Here is a 16,669-nt window from a genome sequence, read left to right on the forward strand (position 1 = left end):
CGCCGATCAACTTGTCATTTCTAGGGGCGGAAAACTCATGCTTTCCGGCAAATTTTCCCGGGTCGCCGACTGGCTGGCCCGGTTCGGCCCGTCGTCGGTGGCGGCGGGCCCGCTGCTCGGCCTCGACCTGGGCAGCAGTGCGATCAAGCTGGTCGAGCTGTCGCGCCACGACAAGACGCTGCAACTGGAGCGCTACCTGATCGAACCGTTACCGCGCGATGCGATCGTCGACGGCAACCTCGGCGACCTGGAACGGGTCGCCGGCCTGATCCGCGCCGCCTGGGACAGACTCGGCAGCCCGACCCGCGAGGTGGCGATCGCGCTGCCGACGCCGCTGGCGATCTACAAGACACTGCGCCTGCCGCTCAGTTCACACGACGAGCTCGAAGCGCTGGTCGACGGCGAAGCCGGCCAGCTGATCCCGTTCCCGCTCGACGAGGTCAACCTCGACTTCCAGGTACTCGGCCCGAGCGCCGGCCGCCCGGAAGACCTCGACGTGCTGGTCTGCGCCGCGCGCAAGGAGCGGGTCGAGGAGCGTGTCGCGGTCGCCGAGCTGGCCGGGCTGCGCCCCACCGTGGTCGACGTCGAGGCGTTCGCCGCGTTCGCCGCGCTCGAGCAGATCCGCCACCAGCTGCCCGAACAGGGCCTCAACCAGACCGTCGCGCTGTTCGACCTGAGCGGCCACAAGCTGCGCTGCCATGTGGTCCGCAACGGACTGCCGCTGTATTTTCGCGAACAGGCGCTCGGCGGCGCCCAGCTCACCCGCGAAATCCAGCAGCGTTACGAGCTCGACTGGGCCGGCGCCGAACAGGCCAAGCGCCGCGCCGCGTTGCCGGATGGCTACCGGCGCGAACTGCTGCAACCGTTCGTCGACTCGCTGGCGCAGGAAGTGGCGCGGGCGCTGCAGTTTTTCGCCAGCACCGTCAGCGGCACCCAGTACCGCCAGGTCGACTATGTGCTGCTGTCCGGCGGCACCGGCCTGCTGCCCGGCCTCGACGAGGCGGTCGCCGGCCGCACCCAATTAGGCACCCTGCTTGCCAATCCATTCACCGCGATGACGTCGGCGCCGATGCTGCCGCTCGACGAGCTGCGTAACGACGCGCCGTCGCTGCTCACCGCCTGCGGGCTGGCACTGCGGGGGGGCGAGCGATGATCCGCATCAATCTGCTGCCGCACCGCGAACAGCGCAAGCACGCCCACCGCCGCCGCTTCCAGCTGCTCTTGGCCGCCAGTATCGGCGTCGCCGCCCTGCTGATCGGCGTCGGCTCGCTGTGGCTGTCGGCGCGCATCGACCAACAGGAGGCGCGCAACGCCCACCTGCAGCAGGCGATCGCCCGGCTCGACCGCGAGATCAGCCACATCGACACGCTGAAGAAGCAGCGCACCGAGCTGCTGGCGCGCAAGCAGCTGGTGGAAAAGCTGCAGGACAGCCGCGGCGACGCGGTGCGGCTGATGGACCAGCTAGCGCGGCTGACCCCGGACGGCGTCTACCTGCGCGAGCTGAAGCAGGACGGCGAGCATATCGCGCTGTCCGGCTACGCGATCTCCGGCGCGCGCGTGTCCGGCTTCATGCGCGCGCTCGGTCAATCGGACGCGTTCGACACGCCGCAGCTGGTCGAGGTGAAGTCCGCCATCGTCAACAACCTGCGCGCCAGCGAGTTCGCACTGACCGTCAGACTGAAACCGCCGGGCGGCGCCGACCCGTCCGCTGCCACGACGCCGCCGGGAGCCCGCCGATGACGCTCGCCGAATTCCGCCAGCTCGACCCCAAGGACATGGCCAACTGGCCGCTGCCGGCGCAGCTGATCACGCTCGGCGTCGGCGTGCTGCTGATGGCGCTGCTCGGCTACCGCCTGCTGCTCGGCGACCAGCTCGCCAGGCTCGACACCGCCACCCAGCAGGAAGCCGTGCTGAAGCAGAGCTTCGTCGACAAGAAGCGCCAGGCGGTCAACCTGGCGCTGCTGGAGACGCAACTCACCTCGATCCGCCGCTCGTTCGGCACCCTGCTCAAGCAGTTACCGACCCGGTCGGAGATGGACTCGCTGCTCACCGAGATCAACCAGGCCGGCGTCGGCCGCGGCCTGCAGTTCGAGCTGTTCCGCCCCGCGAGCGAGCTTAGGTCGGCCGAAATGGCCCAGCTGCCGATCGATCTGCGGCTGAGCGGCAGTTACGCCGAACTGGCCGCCTTCGTCAGCGACGTCGGCCAGCTGTCGCGCATCGTCACACTCGGCAATCTGGCGCTCGTGCCGGCAGGCGGCAAGGACGGCCGGCTGACGCTGCAGGCGGTGGCGCACACCTACCGCGCCTTGGAGCCGGAAGAGCGCGCCGCGCAGGCGGGCACCGCCGGGGTGAAGCCGCAATGAGCCGCCTCGTCTCTTTATCCCTGCTGCTGGCCTGCGCCGTGCTGGCCGGCTGCGGCCGCCACGACGACCAGGAGTTGGACGACTGGATGCACCAGGCGAGCCGGGGCCTGCGGGGCCAGGTCGAGCCGCTGCCCACGGCGCGCGCCTACCGGCCCTACCTCTACCAGAACGACGGCCAGCTCTCCCCATTCGACCCGCAGAAACTGTTGCTGGCGCAGCGTCAGGGCAGCGTGCCGGACTTCCGGCGCCCGCGCGAACCGCTGGAAAACTACGAGCTCGACAAGCTGAAGATGGTCGGCGAGATCCGTCGCGGCGGCGCCGGCTACGGGCTGGTGCGCACCCCGGACGGCAGCGTGTACCGGGTGCAGGTCGGCAACTTTGTCGGCCCCAACTTCGGCCGGGTGCAAAAAATCGGCGAGGACGGCATCGAGTTGGCCGAAACCGTCGAAGACCTCAACGGCGACTGGATACAACGCCTCACCACGCTGGCACTCGACGAGCCACAAGGGCAGAAATAATCAATGGACCAACCCGTTTTCAAGCTGCTCGGCGTCGCGCTGGCGCTGGCGTTCGGCCAGGCCTGGGCCGGCGCGATTACCGACCTGCGCGTCGCCCAGGTCAACCGCGACGAGGCACTGCTGCAGATCACCTTCGACAGCCCGGCGCCGGCGCCGGACGGCTTCGCGCTCGGCAACCCGCCGCGGCTGGCGTTCGACTTCGCCGGCACCGACAGCCGGCTCGCCAGCCCGGAGCTCGCCTTCGACAACCCGCTCTTGCGTTCGGCCAAGCTGGTCGCCAGCGACGGCCGCACCCGGCTGCTGCTTACGCTGACGCAAAGCACCGGCTACCGCAGCGAGCGACGCGGCAACACGCTGACCATCCGCCTCACCGGCAACCAGGCGCTGCGCCCGGCCGTCGGCTTCGCCTACGGCCAGCAGGCGCGGCTGACGCCGCTGCAGAACGACGAGGCAGCACCACCCGCCGCGACCGCCCTGCCGGTGGCCGAGACCCTGCCGCTGCCAAGCCCGAAGCAGACCGATGTCAAACCGGTGGCGCCGGCGCAGGAGGCCGACCCCGCCACCCGCGTCGACTTCCGCCGCGGCGAGCGCGGCGAGGGCAAGGTGCTGGTCAGCCTGCCGGCCGGCAACGTGCCGGTCGACGTGCGCCGCGACGGCAGCAAGCTGGTGATCGAACTGGTCGGCACCCCCTTGCCGCGCAGCCAGCAGCGCAGGCTCGACGTGCGCGATTTCGGCACGCCGGTTGGCCGAATCGACGCGTTCAACCAGGGCCGCAACGGCCGGCTGCTGATCGAGCCCTCCGGCGACTGGGACTATTCGTCCTACCAGACCGAGCGCCAGCTGGTGGTCGAGGTGAAGCGGCCGGACGACGTCGGCGCGACGGCCGGCCAGCCGGGCAAGCCGGCGTTCAAGGGCGACAAGCTGTCGCTGAATTTCCAGAACATCGAGGTGCGCACCGTGCTGCAGGTGATCGCCGAGTTCACCGGCCTCAACATCATCGCCAGCGACTCGGTGACCGGCACGATCACGCTGCGGCTGAAGGACGTGCCGTGGGATCAGGCGCTCGACCTGATCCTGCAGAGCAAGGGCCTCGACCAGCGCCGCGTCGGCAACGTGATCCACATCGCGCCGCGCGAGGAGCTGGTGGCGCGCGACAAGCAGCAGCTGGAGGCGAAGCAGCAGCTGGCCGGCCTCGAACCGCTGCGCTCGGAGACCTTCGTGCTGCGCTACAAGAGCGTCGAGGACTTCCAGCGCGTGCTCGACAACCCGAAGAGCGGCGGAGACGCCGGGCGGCGCCAGAGCCTGCTGTCCGAGCGCGGCAGCCTGCTGATCGACCCGAAGTCGAACACGCTGATCGTCAACGACACGCCGGCGGTGATCGACAAGCTCCGCGGCTTGCTCGACAAGCTCGATCAGCCGGTCAAGCAGGTGCTGATCGAGGCTCGCATCGTCGAGGCCAGCGACAACTTCCAGCGCGACCTCGGCGTGAAGCTCGGCTACGCGCACCGCGGCGGCGACACCTCGGTCAACAACACGCTGGCCAACGCGGTTATCACCGGCAACCCGAACGTCGGCACGCCGGGCAACCCGATCCCGTTCGGCCCGTCGGTAAACCTGCCGGCCGGCCTCGCCAACGCCGCGAGCATCGCCACGGTGTTCCGCAGCGCCAGCTCGATCATCGGCCTGGAAATCTCGGCGCTGCAGGCCGAGGATAGGGGCAAGATCATCTCCAGCCCCAGGGTGATGACCGCCGACCGCACCGAGGCGACCATCGAGGAAGGCACCGAGATCCCCTACCAGGAAGCGACCTCGAGCGGTGCGACCAGCGTGTCGTTCAAGAAAGCGGTGCTGAGCCTGAAGGTGAAGCCGCAGATCACCCCGGACGACAACATCATCATGGACCTGCAGGTGAACAAGGACACCCCGAACAACAAGCTGATCGTCGGCGGCACGCCGGCGGTCGACACCAAGAAGATCCAGACCCAGGTGCTGGTCGAGAACGGCGGCACCATCGTGATCGGCGGCATCTACGTGCAAGAGCAGAGCGAGATCGAGAACAAGGTGCCGTATCTGGCCGACATCCCGCTGCTCGGCGCGCTGTTTCGCAACAGCTCGCGCCAGCACAACCGCCGGGAATTGCTGGTGTTCATCACCCCGCGCGTCGTCGACAACAGCGCGCTGATACGCTGATCACGGCACCGGGACAGCGCTTAGGACATTCCGCTACAATGATCGGCATGGAACTGGCAGGCAATTTCTTTCTGGTCGGCTTGATGGGGGCCGGCAAAACCACCGTGGGACGTGCACTGGCGCGGCGCGCGGGCAAGACCTTTTACGATTCGGATCACGAGATCGAGGCGCGCACCGGGGTGCGCATCGCGACCATCTTCGACATCGAGGGGGAGACCCGTTTTCGCGACCGCGAAGTGTCGGTTATCGCCGACCTGGTGCAGATGAACAATATCGTGCTCGCCACCGGCGGCGGCGCGGTGCTCCGCCCGGAGAACCGCCGCAACCTCGCCAGCCACGGCACGGTCATCTACCTGCGGGCCAATGTCGACGACCTGCTCGCCCGGACCCTGCACGACAAGAACCGCCCACTGCTGCAGACGGCCGACCCGCGCGCCAAACTCGCCGCGCTGTTTGCCGAACGCGACCCGCTCTACTGCGAGGTGGCGGACCTGATCGTCGATACCACCCAACAGAACGTCACCCATCTGGTGGCGCGGCTCGAACAGCAACTGCTCGCCCTGCAGGGGCCGCCGCGCCGGAGCCCGCTCGCATGATCACCCTAGACCTTTGCCTACCCGACACCCGCTACCCGATTCATATCGGTCACGGCCTGCTTGACCGCACCGAGCTGTTGCTCCCCCACCTGGCGCAACCGTCCGCCGCCATCGTCACCAACACTACCGTCGCCCCGCTCTACCTCGAACGGCTCGAATCGCGGCTGAACGCCGCCGGCGTGCGCACGATCGCGGTGGTGCTGCCCGATGGTGAAGAACACAAGACCTGGGAGTCGCTGAACCTGATCTTCGACGCGCTACTGGCCAACCGCGCCGAGCGCAAGACCACGCTGATCGCGCTCGGCGGCGGTGTGATCGGCGACATGACCGGCTTTGCCGCCGCCTGTTACCAGCGCGGCGCGCCGTTCATCCAGGTGCCGACCACGCTGCTCGCGCAGGTTGACTCGTCGGTCGGCGGCAAGACCGCGATCAACCACCCGCTCGGCAAGAACATGATCGGCGCGTTCTACCAGCCCAAAGCGGTGATCGCCGACATGGCGCTGCTCGACACGCTGCCCGATCGCGAACTGTCCGCCGGCCTCGCCGAGGTGATCAAGTACGGCCTGTTGGGCGACGCCGACTTCCTCGCCTGGCTGGAACAGAATATGGCGCGGCTGCGCGCCCGCGACCCCGACGCGCTCGCCTACGCGGTCAAGCGCAGCTGCGAGATGAAGGCCGAGATCGTCGGCCAGGACGAGAAGGAACAGGGCGTACGCGCGCTGCTGAACCTCGGTCACACCTTCGGCCACGCGATCGAAGCAGGCCTCGGCTACGGTGCCTGGCTGCACGGCGAAGCGGTCGCCGCCGGCATGGTGCTGGCCGCCGACCTGTCGCGCGAACTGGGCTGGCTCAGCCAGGCCGATGTGGCGCGGATGGTACAGCTGATCGAAGCCGCCGGACTGCCCGCCAAGGCGCCAAATCTGGGCATCGACGCCTGGGTGTCGCATATGAGCCACGATAAAAAGGTCGAATCGGGCCGCTTGCGCTTCGTTTTGCTACATAGTCTCGGCCAGGCAGTGATCGCCGACGACGTACCGGAAGCGAAGCTGGACGCGGTGCTACGAGGAGAGCATATCCAGACGTGCTAAGTGCGGGGAAATACTAAGGATTTCTACGGATTGTCTTTGTGGCGGCAAACCAAAATAATGGAGGCACAACAAAGCCATAAGCACGGAGAACGATCATGATCCTTGAAGCCGGGGCCGCCTTTGGAAGCAGTCTGCTGCTGATGCTGAGCTACTACGTCGCCCGCCGCGGCTGGCGCCATTTCACCTACGTGAAGCCGAGCCAGCGGGGCATCGACCCGGTAGGCGAAGCAGAAGTGTTTCTGGCCTACGGTAAGGTGGACGAAGCGATCAAGGTGTTGCGCGACACCGTCCAGGACGAGCCGGACAACCTCTCCGCCAAGGTTACGCTGCTGCGCGCCTACTCCTACCAGCGCAATCACCGCGACTACTCCACGCTAGCCCGTGACGTGAAGCACTGCCTGGAAGGCCAGCCGCTCTGGCAGACGATCCAGTGCGAAGGCAAGGTGATGGATCCGGGCAATCCGCTGTATCAAAGCTAGGCTTATCAGGATCAAAAAGAGCGACCCGCCAACGGCGGGTCGCTCTTTTTGATCCTGTTTCCTGCAAGCTCATGCATCGAAACTGTCGATCAGCGCCAGATACTGATCGATCACTCGGTCGACCGACACTCGATCGACCATGGCCTCTGGAATGACATAAGGCTTCTCAATCAACGAGCGTATGCGTTCTGGCAGAAGATCGACTCGATCGAGCGGCACCAGTGCCCGTTCATCGATTGGGCCCAGAATGTCTCTCGGACCATGCGGGCAGTCCGTGCTCAAGGCAGGGACACCGACGATCAACGCCTCATTCAATACATTCGGCAGGCCTTCGCTATCCGAAGTAAGTACCAATAACTTGGCCTTAGCCAATAAGGCATAGTGGTTCTCATGGAAGGGCACGATAGCAAATCGCCCTTCAAGTCCACGCTCCTGTGCCCGCTTCTGCAGTATGTCCGCCTGCTCACCTTGCCCGACCAGCACGAGATCACCAGTCACACCGCTCGCAGCGAAAGCATCCACAAGCCTGGTGAAATGCTTACGCTTGTTCAACACTCCCACTCCAATCACGAATGGACGGGTTCGTGCCTCGGATTGTGGGGTACCCTCGTCGGCCTTGGAACGAATTGCCACGATATCAAACGGGTTGTAAATGACATGCAGTCCAGCGGGCCGCACACCAAGGCGCTGCACCAACTCATCGGCCAGACCATGCGACACGACATGCACATGCCGGCCATTCAATAAGCGTTGCAGTCGCCGGCCACGCCGCCAACACTTGAAAGCCAACCGCCACTCACCCAGCTTCCCAGGTGCCTTTGCGGCTTGGAGCTGCGAGGAATGTGAGCTGAAGACAATGCGCGAATGCCGAATCGAAGGAATACATCGAATAGCCTGCTCACCAGCCGCAACGATCAGATCGGCAGCGCCGACTTCGGCTTCGAAGTCGGCAATCGTACGTTCTGCAAACTGGGTCACCTGCCGCCGAAACCTGGCATGCCGCCAGCGCTGTTTCGGTGGCAGGACTGGATTTGCCCGAAACCAGACATCGTCCGGCAACGGATAATCAATACGATTGCTCAGCAAGGCCAACCCCACCCGGTGGCCCCGTGCGTGCAGGGCCTGGGCCAGCATCAGCAATACTTTTGCTAGGCCTCCACTATCCAGTCCGTCAACTATCAGCAAGATGCATTTAGCGTCTTGCATCATTGGTACCCGCCGCCGCGAACAATGCCCAGCTGGAAACAAGGAAGGTAAGCATGAGGTTGGTGTGCATGACCAAATCCGTCAGGCCAAATGCCAGCCAGGCCAGCAATAGCCACAACTGCAAGGGACGACGACGCGCCCTGCCGAATAGCCAAACTAACGTTGCCAATTGGCCGGCTAATAAGATGAAGCCGCCAATCGCCAGCGCTTGCATGAAATCATTATGCAGGTGTGGCAGCTGCAAAATACCTGGATCGATATGGCCGAGCGAAGGGAAATCTCGCATCCATTGCGCGTAGCTGATGAAGCCACCACCAAACAGCGGCGACTCATGCAAGACCTGCAGCGCAATCCGCCACATCTCCAAGCGCGCTCCGACCGAAGTAAAGGTAAACACCGGTTCGGTGTAATAGCGCTTCACCTCCAACCAAGCCAGCCATAGGCGCTCGCTCAGCGGCGGATATAAGACCAACAGTAATGCCAACGCCAACACGGCCGTCAGACTGAGCACCACGGCGAGTGCACGACGTCGCTGCGGCACCTGCATCAACAGCAGAACCAGCAACGGCAGCAGGCCAACCAAGGCGCCACGGCTCCCCGACAGCCCGCACGCCAGCAAACCGGCCGTCCCAGCGGCCAGCAAGAGGCCCCTTATTCTTGCTCCTACCTCTTTCAGACAGACACAACCCAATACGCTCAGTCCGACCAGCCACATCGCCACGTCGGCGAAATGGATCGGGTTACTACCGCCGCCGCTGGCGCGCAGCTGCCCGTTCTCGGTCAAGTTAATACTACGCCCGTCCGGCAACATGGAATGCCCCAGCTTGAAACCGATCAATTCGACCAGGGCGGCCACCAGATATAAGGCGCAACCGATCGCGGCGGCCCAAACCAGATGGCGGGTGCGCACGCCCAGCAGACGGGCCGCGGCAAAGATCAGCACGCCGTACACCACCCGCGTCAGCGCACTCTCATAGTCAAACGCTCGACCGTGCCAGAGCACGACCGCCGTGTAAGCCAGCAGAAACGGCAGAAACGGCAAGGCCCAGTGCAGCGCTTCGCCGGCCAAGGCGCGCCATTGGCGCGCGCCAGCCGCCAGCAGGAACAGCAGCGACAGCGGCCCCGCCAGCACCGACATGTAGCGTCCGCTGTCGCCAAACGGCAGGTAGCGCGCGCCGATGACCGGGTAACAACAAAGGCATACCAGCAGGAAACCGTGCAGCCAGGGCGAGCCCTCGTACGGCCGAATCACGTTCGGCTCCACATCCATCGTCTTTACAAGCAACAAACTAGTACTCCGTCAAACTGGGTTCTTTTCGGCAAACTGCAGCCGGTACAGATTGGCGTAGGTGCCGTCACGCGCCAGCAGCTGGTCGTGCGTGCCGAACTCGGCGATACGGCCCTGGTGCATCACCACGATGCGGTCGGCGTTTTCGATCGTCGACAGGCGGTGCGCGATCACCAGCGTGGTGCGGTTCTGCATCAGCCGGTCGAGTGCGCCCTGCACCAGCCGCTCCGACTGGGTGTCGAGCGCGCTGGTCGCCTCGTCGAGGATCAGGATCGGTGCGTTCTTCAACAGCGCACGGGCGATCGCTATGCGCTGGCGCTGACCGCCGGACAACTTGGTGCCCTTCTCACCGATCAGCGTGTCGAAGCCGTCCGGCAGGTGCTCGATGAACTCGAGCGCGTTGGCGGCGCGCGCCGCCGCGACCACCTCGTCGCGACTGACCTCGCCGAGCCGGCCGTAGGCGATATTGGCGGCGACGGTGTCGTTGAACAGCACCACCTCCTGGCTGACCAGCGCGATATGCGCGCGCAGGCTGGACAGCTCGATCTCCGGCAAGCTGATGCCGTCGAGACAGATGCGGCCGTCGCTCGGCTCGTAGAAGCGCGGCAGCAGGCTGGCGAGCGTGCTCTTGCCGCTGCCCGAGGCGCCGACCAGCGCGACCGTTTCGCCGGCGGCTACCTCCAGCGACAACTGGTTCAGCGCTAGGCGTTCGGCGGCCGGGTAGCGGAAGCTGACATTCTGAAAAGACAAACGCCCCTGCGGTTCGGCCAACCTTTTCGTGCCCTGATTCGGTTCTTCCTCGGCATCGAGCAGTTCGAACACGCTCTCGGCCGCAGCCAGGCCACGCTGCAGCGCCTGCGAGATGCTGGTGACCCGTTTCATCGGCGGAAACAGCAGCGACATCGCGGTCAGGAAGGACATGAAGTCACCGGCGGTGAACGCGTTGTGTTGGGCGCGCAGGCCGGCGAAGTACAGGATCAGCGCGATCGCACAGGCGATGAACAGCTGGGTGACGCCGGTGTTCAGCGACGACATACTGTTCTGCTTGATGTTGTTGCGACGTAGCGAATTGGCGACCTGGGTAAACCGAGTGCCCTCGCGCTGCTCGCCACCGTAGACCTTCACTACCCGTTGGCCGTCGATGGTCTCGCCGAGCACCTGGGTGAGCTTGCCCATATGCTGCTGGTTCTCACGCGACAGGCCACGCAGCCGCTTGCTGACGATACGGATGCACAAGGTCACCAGCGGCATCACCGCGATACAGATCAGCGTCAGCTGCCAATCAGTGTAGAGCAGCAGCCCGAACAGGCCGATCACGGTGATGCCGTCCTTGACCACCACGGTGATCACACTGAAACCGGCCTCGGTGACCTGATTGACGTCGTTGGTGATGCGCGACAGAGTGCGGCCGGTCGGATGATCGTCGTAGTAGTGCACCGGCAGGCGCATCAGCTTGCTGAACATCGCCTCGCGCAGATGCATGACGAGTTTTCCGGACAGCCAGCTGGTGGTGTAGTCGTTGACGAAGCTCGCGGTACCGCGCAGCAGGAACAGCGCGACCAAGGCGAGCGGCGCGAAAAACAATGCCATTTGGCTCTTTTCGACGAAGATCGCGTCAACCAATGGCTTCATCAGCCGGGCGAACGCCGGCTCAGTCGCGGCGGCGATCGACATCGCTACCAGCGAGATACTGAAGATCTTCCAGTCGCCGCGCAGATAGCCAAGCAGGCGGCGATAGAGCGCCGTGCTGCTAAGAGGAGAAGAAGGGATCATCAGGCCAATCGCATAAAATTCAGACAAAACAATGGATTATACTCTATTTGCCGAAATGAATGACTAGTCGGCCAATAGTGCAGCTTACTGGCTCACCGCAACGGTTTCAGTCAACAAGCTGTCGATATTCCCCATGACCTGCTCCACCGTGATCCGCTCGATGCACTCGCTGTAGCGGCTGCCGCCACAGCCCTCCATGACGCAGGGGCGGCAGCTCATGTCGACGGTGACGAGCCGGTGGGGCACCTGCCATGGCCCCCATACCACCGGGGAGGTCGGACCGAACAAGGCGACCACCGGGGTCTGCATCGCCGCCGCCAAGTGCATCGGCACCGAGTCCACCCCCAGCAGCAACTTGGCCTGGTCGATGACCACCGCCAGCTGCTTCAGGCTCAACTGGCCCGCCAGATTGATCACCGGCCGCTCCAGCCGTTGGCTGATCGTCGCGATCATCGTGGCTTCCTCGGCACTGGGCGCAGCCGTCAGCACCACCTGTTCACCGCGCGCGGTCAAGCGATTGATCACCGCCGCCATCCGCTCGGGCTGCCAGCATTTGTAATCGCCGCGCGATGCCGGATGGACCACGATGTAGCGCTGCAGATGGGCCCCTTGCCGCTGCAACAGCGCGATGGTCTCGTCGCGCACTTCCGGTGCGACGTGCATCGACAGATGACGCTCGTCCTCGCCGGGATAGATGCCCAGATGGCGTAGGGCATCCAGGTGCAGCTCGACGATGTGGCGACTATTATTGGGAACCAATCGATTGAGGAAGGTAAAACTCTTCTTGAAGAATCGGCTGCTGCCGGACCACACTGGCCCCACCGACCAGCGCGGCTTCAAGAACCGCACCAACCAAGCGCAACGGTTCTGCTCGGTCAACGCGACCACCAGATCGTAGCGACGCGCCTGCAGCTGCCGCAGCAACTGCCACTCTGCCTGCCATTGACCGATAACTCCGCGCTTTTTCCACGCCTTATCGATGGCGAACAGCTGGTTGAGCGCCGGGTGGCCGCTGATCATCTCGCGGGTTTCCTGATAGACCAGCGCGTCGATCTCGGCATGCGGCAGGTGGTTCTTTAGCACACTCAGCACGGGCGAGGACAGCAGTACATCGCCGTGAAAGCGGAGTTTGACCACCAACACCCGGCGGATGGTGGCAAGGTCAACAAAGTCTTTTGGCATTGAGAAAGGCCGGCTCAGACGGCCGGCTCGGCATTCAGTTGATCGAGAAGATCGGCGATCTTATCAGGGTCTTCGGTGCGCAGCATGCGCCCGACCAATGGCACCACGTCGTCGAGGTGGCTGTTGCGCACCACCTGCTTGATCGACAACACGTGCACCGGGTCCATCGAGAAGTGCCGCAGGCCCATGCCGAGCAGCAACCGGGTCATCCGCGCGTCGCCGGCCATCTCGCCGCACACCGCCACGGTCTTGCCGGCTCGCTGCGCGGTCTTGATGGTGTGCGCGATCAATTTGAGCACCGCCGGGTGCACCGGGTCGTACAGGTGGCTGACCGCGTCGTCGTTGCGGTCGACCGCCAGCGTGTACTGGATCAGGTCGTTGGTGCCGATCGAGACGAAATCGACCTGTTTCAACAGGCTGCCGACCACCAGCGCCGCCGACGGGATCTCGATCATCGCGCCGACCTCGATCTTGTCGGCGAAGGCGATGCCTTCGTCGCGCAGCTCTTCCTTGGCGTAGGCGAGCTGCGCCAGCGCCTGCTTCAGCTCCGGCAAGGCGTTGAGCATCGGGAACATGATGCGGATCCGGCCGTGCAGCGAGGCGCGCAGCAGCGCGCGCAGCTGGGCGCGGAACATCAACGGCTCGGCCAGACACAGCCGGATGCCGGTCAGCCCCAGCGCCGGGTTGTCGGCGACGCCGTGGCTGAGCCAGCGCGGGCTCTTGTCGGCGCCCAGGTCCATCGTGCGCACCGTCACCGGCGCGCCCTTCATCGCCTCGGCGACGTGCCGGTACGCCTCGTACTGCTCGTCCTCGCTCGGCAGCGTGTCGCGGCCGAGGAACATGAATTCGCTGCGAAACAGGCCGATGCCGGCGGCGCCGGAATTCTTCGCCATCTCGACGTGTTCCGGCAGCTCGATATTGGCCAACAGCTCGATCTGCGCGCCGTCGCGGGTCTCAGCGCTGACATTGCGGATGCTGGAGAGCTTGCGGCGCGCTGCCAGCCAGGCGCGCTGGCGCTGGCGGTATTCGGCCAACACCAACTCTTCCGGGTTGACGATCAGCACGCCCTGCTGGCCGTCGACGATCACCCACTCGTCCTCGCGGATCAGCGTGCGGCCGTGGTGCAGCGCTATCACCGACGGCAGGTCGAGGCTACGGCCGAGGATCGCGGTGTGGCTGGTCGCGCCGCCGACGTCGGTGACGAAGGCGGCGATCCGGCTGTCCTTGAAGTAGACCATGTCGGCCGGCGACAGGTCGTGCGCGATCAGGATGGTGTCGTCGAACAGATCCTCGGCGATGCCCAGCTCGGTGTCGTGGCCGGCCAGGTTCTTGAAGATACGCTCGACCACCTGCAGCACGTCGTGCTTGCGCTCGCGCAGGTAGTCCTCCTCGATCGCCTCGAACTGTTCGGCCAACAGGTCGGCCTGCAGCTTCAGCGCCCACTCGGCGTTGCAGCGCTGCGTCTCGATGATGTCGATCGGATCACCGGAGATGGCGATGTCCGACAACAACATGACGTGCAAGGACAGGAAGGCGCCGAGCTCGGCCGGGGCATTCTCCGGAATGCTGCTGCGCAGCTGTTCGAGCTGCTTGCGGGTGGTGCGGATCGCGTCCTCGAAGCGTTCCACCTCGGCCGGCACGTCGGCCGCGTCGAGGCCGTAGTGGGCCACGTCCTCCATGCTCTGGCGCACCAGGTGGGCGCGCCCGATGGCGATCCCTCCCCCGATGGCGACTCCGTGCAGACTGATGCTCATGCTAGCTTGCTTCCCTCAGGGTCCCTCGTGCCGGTAGGCGCTCGTGTCGCGCTGCCGGCGCCCCGGATCGTTATTCGGCTTCGTCGAAACGGTTGTTGATCAGCGTGACCAGCGCGTCGGTGGCGGCCTGTTCGTCTTCGCCGTTGATTTCCAGTTCGATGGTCACTCCCTTGGCCGCGGCGAGCATCATCACGCCCATGATGCTCTTGCCGTTGACGCGGCGACCGTTACGCGACACCCATATCTCGCTCTTGTGACGGCTGGCGGTCTGGGTGAACTTGCTCGACGCACGTGCATGCAGGCCCAGTTTATTGATGATTTCGACCTGGGTCTTGATCATGATGGTAAATCTCCCCGTGTAATATTTTGTACCCCCTCACGTCCGCCGGTCAGCGCCTTTTCGACCACCTCGGCCAACGGCTGGCCGCAGTAACACAGCGAGCGCACCAGCATCGGCAGGCTGACGCCGGCCACCGCCTCGATCCGGCCCGGTACCACCAGCCGGCTGGCGATGTTCGACGGCGTGCCGCCGACCATGTCGGTGAGCACCAGCACCCCCTCGCCCTGGTCGAGGTGGGCGATCAGCGAGTGCGCGTAGGCGAGCAGTTGATCGGGATCGTCGTTCTTGTCGACCGCCATCACCGACAGATTGCCCGGGTCGGCGCCGAAGAAATGGCGGGCGCACTCGATAAAGCTCTGCCCAAGGCCATAATGGGTAATCAGTAAGAGGCCGACCATGGTGCGCGGTTCCCTAATGCGAATGTTTCAGATTGTAACAGTCGGATTCTCGATGCGGCGGAACCAGCCGAGCCGGCCGGCCAGCGCCACCACCTCGCCGACGATGATCAGCGCCGGCGACGCGATGCCATGTTCGCCGATCAGCGCCGGCAGCGTCGCCAGCGTGCCGACCACGGTGCGCTGGCGCTCGGTGGTCGCCCACTCGATCACCGCGGCCGGCGTGCCATCCGGCTTGCCGTGCGCGACGAAGGCGGCGCACAGCTCGGCGGCGGTCGACACGCCCATGTAGACCACCACGGTCTGGTTCGGCCTGGTCAGCGCCGGCCAGTCGAGCTGGATCGTGCCGTCCTGCTTGTGGCCGGTGACGAAGGTCACCGACTGCGCGTAGTCGCGGTGCGTCAGCGGGATGCCGGCGTAGGCGGCGGCGCCGGAGGCCGAGGTGATACCCGGCACCACCTCGAACGGGATGCCGTGTTCGGCCAGGCGTTCGATCTCCTCGCCGCCGCGACCGAAAGTGAACGGATCGCCGCCCTTCAGCCGCAGCACCCGCTTGCCCTCCTGCGCCAGGCGCAGCATCAAGTCGTTGATGTCCTCCTGCGGCAAGGTGTGGTTGGCGCGCTGCTTGCCGACGAAGATGCGTTCGGCGTCGCGCCGTACCAGCTCCAGCAGCTCCTTGGCGACCAGGTTGTCGTAGAGCACCACGTCGGCCTGCTGCATCAGCCGCAAGGCGCGGAAGGTCAACAGGTCCGGGTTGCCGGGGCCGGCACCGACCAGGTAGACCGCGCCGGACGGCGCGTCGGGCGCGGCCAGGCGCTGCTCCATCAGCTGCTCGGCGACGTCCTCGCTGCCGGCCACCACCGCATCGGCGACCGGACCCTCCAGCACCGACTCCCAGAACGCGCGACGCTGCTCGACGTCGGCGAAGCGCGCCTTGGCGCGGTCGCGAAAGCGCGCGGCAAAGCCGGCCAGCCGACCGAAACCGGCCGGGATCAGACTCTCCAGCCGGGTGCGGACCAGCCGGCCCAGCACCGGCACGCCGCCGCCGGTCGACACCGCGATCAAGAGCGGCGAGCGGTCGACGATCGCCGGGCTGATCCAGGTCGACAATTCGGCGTCGTCGACCACGTTGACCGGGATGTTGGCGACACGGGCCGCGTCGCTGACCGCTTTGTTGACCGCGCGGTCGTCGGTGGCGGCGATCACCAGCCGCTGGCCGGCAACCGCATCGGCAACGAATTCACCGAGACGGTGTTGAACCTCGCCGGCGGCGACCAGTTCGGCCAACTCACGGCACAGCGCCGGTGCCAGCACGGTCAAGCTGGCGCCGGCGGCCCGCAGCAGCCGTGCCTTGCGCAACGCCACCTCGCCGCCGCCGACGATCAGACAGGGCGCCTGCCTGATGTTCATGAATAAGGGGAAATACTCCATGCCACACTCCAAATCGATGCGCCAAGCATACTGCATTTGCCACAGCGCCGGGGCCCGGCACGCGGC

General features: G+C 65.3%; 16 protein-coding genes. 8 read left to right on the plus strand and 8 right to left on the minus strand.

The genetic code is table 11. The features are described 5' to 3' along the window. Positions 1 to 37 precede the first annotated feature (37 nt). From ACZ2IA_RS07715 to ACZ2IA_RS07750, 8 genes are all read left to right on the plus strand, one after another. The gene (locus ACZ2IA_RS07715; protein ID WP_470291989.1) at positions 38 to 1,153 is read left to right on the plus strand and encodes a pilus assembly protein PilM; all 1,116 of its coding nucleotides are present in this window, start codon (positions 38 to 40) and stop codon (positions 1,151 to 1,153) included. Further along, positions 1,150 to 1,740, plus strand: a complete 591-nt coding sequence (locus tag ACZ2IA_RS07720) for a PilN domain-containing protein (protein WP_470291990.1) — start codon at positions 1,150 to 1,152, stop codon at positions 1,738 to 1,740. The genes ACZ2IA_RS07715 and ACZ2IA_RS07720 overlap by 4 nt, the downstream gene beginning before the upstream one ends. After that, the gene (locus ACZ2IA_RS07725) at positions 1,737 to 2,363 is read left to right on the plus strand and encodes a type IV pilus inner membrane component PilO (RefSeq protein WP_470291991.1); all 627 of its coding nucleotides are present in this window, start codon (positions 1,737 to 1,739) and stop codon (positions 2,361 to 2,363) included. The genes ACZ2IA_RS07720 and ACZ2IA_RS07725 overlap by 4 nt, the downstream gene beginning before the upstream one ends. Then, positions 2,360 to 2,881, plus strand: a complete 522-nt coding sequence (locus ACZ2IA_RS07730; RefSeq protein ID WP_470291992.1) for a pilus assembly protein PilP — start codon at positions 2,360 to 2,362, stop codon at positions 2,879 to 2,881. The genes ACZ2IA_RS07725 and ACZ2IA_RS07730 overlap by 4 nt, the downstream gene beginning before the upstream one ends. A 3-nt stretch (positions 2,882 to 2,884) precedes the next feature. Beyond that, positions 2,885 to 5,071 (plus strand): type IV pilus secretin PilQ, encoded by a 2,187-nt coding sequence (locus tag ACZ2IA_RS07735; protein ID WP_470291993.1) that lies wholly within the window; start codon positions 2,885 to 2,887, stop codon positions 5,069 to 5,071. Between the two features lie 38 nt (positions 5,072 to 5,109). Beyond that, positions 5,110 to 5,667 carry a shikimate kinase gene (locus ACZ2IA_RS07740; RefSeq protein ID WP_470291994.1) on the plus strand — a complete coding sequence of 186 codons (558 nt, stop codon included), beginning with the start codon at positions 5,110 to 5,112 and terminating at the stop codon, positions 5,665 to 5,667. After that, on the plus strand, positions 5,664 to 6,755 hold the full coding sequence (gene aroB / locus ACZ2IA_RS07745) for a 3-dehydroquinate synthase (protein ID WP_470291995.1): 1,092 nt from the start codon (positions 5,664 to 5,666) through the stop codon (positions 6,753 to 6,755). The genes ACZ2IA_RS07740 and aroB overlap by 4 nt, the downstream gene beginning before the upstream one ends. A 95-nt stretch (positions 6,756 to 6,850) precedes the next feature. Then, positions 6,851 to 7,234 carry a type IV pilus assembly protein FimV gene (locus tag ACZ2IA_RS07750; protein WP_470291996.1) on the plus strand — a complete coding sequence of 128 codons (384 nt, stop codon included), beginning with the start codon at positions 6,851 to 6,853 and terminating at the stop codon, positions 7,232 to 7,234. A gap of 69 nt (positions 7,235 to 7,303) precedes the next feature. Here the strand turns inward: ACZ2IA_RS07750 and ACZ2IA_RS07755 are convergent, their stop codons facing one another. The 8 genes from ACZ2IA_RS07755 to cysG form a co-directional block, all read right to left on the minus strand. Then, complete coding sequence (locus tag ACZ2IA_RS07755) at positions 7,304 to 8,443, minus strand: glycosyltransferase (protein ID WP_470291997.1); 1,140 nt, start codon at positions 8,441 to 8,443, stop codon at positions 7,304 to 7,306. Further along, positions 8,427 to 9,728: an O-antigen ligase family protein gene (locus ACZ2IA_RS07760; RefSeq protein WP_470291998.1), complete on the minus strand. Its 1,302-nt coding sequence runs from the start codon at positions 9,726 to 9,728 to the stop codon at positions 8,427 to 8,429. The genes ACZ2IA_RS07755 and ACZ2IA_RS07760 overlap by 17 nt, the downstream gene beginning before the upstream one ends. A gap of 12 nt (positions 9,729 to 9,740) precedes the next feature. Then, positions 9,741 to 11,501 carry a lipid A export permease/ATP-binding protein MsbA gene (msbA, locus tag ACZ2IA_RS07765; RefSeq protein ID WP_470291999.1) on the minus strand — a complete coding sequence of 587 codons (1,761 nt, stop codon included), beginning with the start codon at positions 11,499 to 11,501 and terminating at the stop codon, positions 9,741 to 9,743. Positions 11,502 to 11,585: 84 nt separating this feature from the next. Continuing rightward, complete coding sequence (gene rfaQ / locus ACZ2IA_RS07770) at positions 11,586 to 12,683, minus strand: putative lipopolysaccharide heptosyltransferase III (RefSeq protein ID WP_470292000.1); 1,098 nt, start codon at positions 12,681 to 12,683, stop codon at positions 11,586 to 11,588. 14 nt (positions 12,684 to 12,697) lie between these two features. Further along, positions 12,698 to 14,437, minus strand: a complete 1,740-nt coding sequence (ptsP, locus tag ACZ2IA_RS07775; RefSeq protein ID WP_470292001.1) for a phosphoenolpyruvate--protein phosphotransferase — start codon at positions 14,435 to 14,437, stop codon at positions 12,698 to 12,700. 70 nt (positions 14,438 to 14,507) lie between these two features. After that, complete coding sequence (locus ACZ2IA_RS07780; RefSeq protein WP_470292002.1) at positions 14,508 to 14,777, minus strand: HPr family phosphocarrier protein; 270 nt, start codon at positions 14,775 to 14,777, stop codon at positions 14,508 to 14,510. Further along, positions 14,774 to 15,175: a PTS sugar transporter subunit IIA gene (locus tag ACZ2IA_RS07785; RefSeq protein WP_470292003.1), complete on the minus strand. Its 402-nt coding sequence runs from the start codon at positions 15,173 to 15,175 to the stop codon at positions 14,774 to 14,776. Before ACZ2IA_RS07785 ends, ACZ2IA_RS07780 begins: the two co-directional genes overlap by 4 nt. A 27-nt stretch (positions 15,176 to 15,202) precedes the next feature. Continuing rightward, the gene (gene cysG, locus ACZ2IA_RS07790) at positions 15,203 to 16,603 is read right to left on the minus strand and encodes a siroheme synthase CysG (protein ID WP_470292004.1); all 1,401 of its coding nucleotides are present in this window, start codon (positions 16,601 to 16,603) and stop codon (positions 15,203 to 15,205) included. Positions 16,604 to 16,669 lie beyond the last annotated feature (66 nt).

It is taken from the genome of Crenobacter sp. CS_VA4 (genome assembly GCF_055597485.1).

Coding starts and splice junctions, on each gene's coding strand:
- rfaQ (WP_470292000.1), bottom strand. CDS start 12,683: ATGCCAAAAGACTTTGTTGACCTTGCCACCATCCGCCGGGTGTTGGTG.
- msbA (WP_470291999.1), bottom strand. CDS start 11,501: ATGATCCCTTCTTCTCCTCTTAGCAGCACGGCGCTCTATCGCCGCCTG.
- aroB (WP_470291995.1), top strand. CDS start 5,664: ATGATCACCCTAGACCTTTGCCTACCCGACACCCGCTACCCGATTCAT.
- ACZ2IA_RS07780 (WP_470292002.1), bottom strand. CDS start 14,777: ATGATCAAGACCCAGGTCGAAATCATCAATAAACTGGGCCTGCATGCA.
- ACZ2IA_RS07725 (WP_470291991.1), top strand. CDS start 1,737: ATGACGCTCGCCGAATTCCGCCAGCTCGACCCCAAGGACATGGCCAAC.
- ptsP (WP_470292001.1), bottom strand. CDS start 14,437: ATGAGCATCAGTCTGCACGGAGTCGCCATCGGGGGAGGGATCGCCATC.
- ACZ2IA_RS07720 (WP_470291990.1), top strand. CDS start 1,150: ATGATCCGCATCAATCTGCTGCCGCACCGCGAACAGCGCAAGCACGCC.
- ACZ2IA_RS07755 (WP_470291997.1), bottom strand. CDS start 8,443: ATGATGCAAGACGCTAAATGCATCTTGCTGATAGTTGACGGACTGGAT.
- ACZ2IA_RS07730 (WP_470291992.1), top strand. CDS start 2,360: ATGAGCCGCCTCGTCTCTTTATCCCTGCTGCTGGCCTGCGCCGTGCTG.
- ACZ2IA_RS07750 (WP_470291996.1), top strand. CDS start 6,851: ATGATCCTTGAAGCCGGGGCCGCCTTTGGAAGCAGTCTGCTGCTGATG.
- ACZ2IA_RS07735 (WP_470291993.1), top strand. CDS start 2,885: ATGGACCAACCCGTTTTCAAGCTGCTCGGCGTCGCGCTGGCGCTGGCG.
- ACZ2IA_RS07785 (WP_470292003.1), bottom strand. CDS start 15,175: ATGGTCGGCCTCTTACTGATTACCCATTATGGCCTTGGGCAGAGCTTT.
- ACZ2IA_RS07740 (WP_470291994.1), top strand. CDS start 5,110: ATGATCGGCATGGAACTGGCAGGCAATTTCTTTCTGGTCGGCTTGATG.
- ACZ2IA_RS07715 (WP_470291989.1), top strand. CDS start 38: ATGCTTTCCGGCAAATTTTCCCGGGTCGCCGACTGGCTGGCCCGGTTC.
- cysG (WP_470292004.1), bottom strand. CDS start 16,603: ATGGAGTATTTCCCCTTATTCATGAACATCAGGCAGGCGCCCTGTCTG.